The organism is uncultured Dubosiella sp. (genome assembly GCF_964018005.1).
GTDB classification, from domain to species: Bacteria; Bacillota_I; Bacilli_A; order Erysipelotrichales; family Erysipelotrichaceae; genus Dubosiella; species Dubosiella muris.
In genome coordinates this window covers 14,327-16,658 of sequence record NZ_CAXHOA010000021.1, presented here as the reverse complement: position 1 = coordinate 16,658, position 2,332 = coordinate 14,327, and the positions used below count along the sequence as shown (strand labels likewise).

Here is a 2,332-nt window from a genome sequence, read left to right as displayed (position 1 = left end):
TAGGGACTGTTGACACTATTTAATCCAAACAAGAATGCAAGCGAACTGGATAAAAGCAAGGTACATCATATCGGTTTTATCATAACGAGTACAAACTTTTCTAAACTCTTTAAGCCAACGAAAAAGACGTTCTACCATATTACGCTTTTTATAAAGTTCTTTATCATATTCCCAAGGGTCTATACGATTTTTCTTTGGAGGAACAACAGGGTCATGACCGTATAACTTTGCAAGCTTACGAGTTTTATCACCTTCGTAAGCTCTGTCCATGAGAATTGGGACTCCTTCAAAATTTGTTCCTACTTTTTTGATTGATAATCGCCCTTCAGGACCATCGTGACACTCTCCGCCTGAGAGATGCATTTCAACGATAACCTTTATTTCCGCAGGCTTGTCAGGACTTATCCTCTCCACTTCAAAAAGCTTTTCTATCATTAAGAAAGCTTGTCCAGCAATGGTGGAATAGTCCTTTGGGTCAGCTTGAATTTTCAGCGCGTCGTAAAATTTTCTACGAACATGAACCCAACAGCCAACACGCTTAATATTCTCCACTTTGTCGTACCCAGACCAACCGTCACAATGCAGATACCCCGAAAAGCCTTTTAAAAATTCTTTCGCATAGCTTCCCGATCGCCCTTCTTCATAATCATAAAGAACTATGGGACATTCTTCAAACCGACCTGTGCGATAAACCCACATATATGCGTTAAGAGGCGTGTCTCTATTGGGTAATTTAAGGACTTCCAACGTAGTTTCATCGGCGTGTAGAATATTTCTTTCAACAAGTTTTTTATGGAGTTTATCATACAGTGGTTTCAGCATTTTGGCTGCTGCGATCACCCAATTCGCCATAGTTTGACGACTGAAGTAAATATTCATTCGCCTAAGCTCCTGCTCCTGACGGTACAGTGGCAGTCCAAGACAGAACTTCTGATTTAAAATGTATGCAATGAGGCTTGGCGTTGCAAGACTTTTTTCTATTAAGGACGGTTCTGATTGTGCTGTTTTAAAACTTCCCTCAGTACCGTTATTATCACATTCCTTACAAACGTAGACCTCTGTTTTATGTACCTCCAAAATTGCTTTTGCAGGAATTATCCTAATCTTATGACTTATGTCGTATCGCATAAAGTTCATTTCTGAACCACAAGTATTACAAATTTTATCCTCATCGGGAAGCGTATGGATTATTTCTTCGACCTCAAGATTTTTATATCGGTCTTTGATTGATTTCTTTTTGCTTTTTGAAGATCTTTTGACAACTTCCTCAACGGTGGGTTCAAGCTTAAAAGCAGTACGTTCAGCTTCTGCTTCGTTGAACAAGTTTATTTGCTCGTAGCCTTCCATAATGCTCTCTGCGGAAGAACCGAATTTCTGACGCTTACTAAGTTTTAACTGTTCCAAAATCCAGTTGTAGTTTATTTCAAGTTCTTTGTTTTGCTTTTTAAGTTCCTTGATTTCTTTATCTTTTTTATCAAGCTGTGTTGCCTGATACTTTGCATGATTTTTAAGGTAGTTGTTTTGTGCCAAAAGTTCTTCATATGTTGGCATTTCTGACATAAAACTCACTCCTTAAAATTTATTTTTACTATTTTAATTATACCATATTTTAAGGATAAAATCAAGAAAAAGCCCGAATTTACGAGCTTTTTCAATATAGAATTTTCTTGTGGAAATCAGTACATTATGCCATGTTGAAATGAGTCCTTCTCGGTGGAAAGTCTTTCTTTTTTTAATCTTTCGTACTTGTGGATATTCTCAATCTGCAAACCATGCAAAAGCCAATTCAATTCTTCCTTGGTTACTGTATATTTATCTGAATCAATAACCGTAGGAAAATGAAATTTGCCATACTCTATACGTTTGTACAGCAGATAGAACCCGTCACCGTCCCAATAGAGCATTTTGATTTTGTCGCAATGACGGTTGTGGAATACGAAAATTGCGTCCGACAGGGGACTAAGCTTGAAATTCTGTTCTACAATACTTGACAATCCGTCTATTGATTTTCGCATATCAACGTTCGCAGAGGAGATATATACCTTGGATGGTTTAAAAATCAACACTCTGCATCACCTACCACAACTTCTGCAAAGATTATCTCTTTTCCAATTGATACGTCCTCAAAACGGTCAAGCCAATATCTTAGTGAACTGCGACGTATTCCTTTTTCCTCGCACCATTCTCTTTGGCTTTTCCCGCTGCGTTTGAAATCTTGTATCTGCTTTATCCAATGCTCCATTTACTTCATCACCTGTAAGCGTCAAATAATGTACGCATTGACAAAATAACAAAGTTTAATTGACCGTAAGCGTCCCAAAACCCTCGCCCT

General features: G+C 38.0%; 2 protein-coding genes. Both read right to left on the bottom strand.

From position 1 onward, the window contains the following. Positions 1-15: 15 nt before the first annotated feature. Positions 16-1,560, bottom strand: a complete 1,545-nt coding sequence (locus ABNS49_RS11965) for an IS66 family transposase (protein WP_348688203.1) — start codon at positions 1,558-1,560, stop codon at positions 16-18. Positions 1,561-2,059: 499 nt separating this feature from the next. Next, positions 2,060-2,242, bottom strand: coding sequence for a hypothetical protein (locus ABNS49_RS11960; protein ID WP_348688202.1), 183 nt, complete (start codon positions 2,240-2,242; stop codon positions 2,060-2,062). Positions 2,243-2,332 lie beyond the last annotated feature (90 nt).

Bases quoted from the DNA above. Each gene is read 5' to 3' on its own strand.
- ABNS49_RS11965 (WP_348688203.1), bottom strand. From the start codon at position 1,560: ATGTCAGAAATGCCAACATATGAAGAACTTTTGGCACAAAACAACTAC.
- ABNS49_RS11960 (WP_348688202.1), bottom strand. From the start codon at position 2,242: ATGGAGCATTGGATAAAGCAGATACAAGATTTCAAACGCAGCGGGAAA.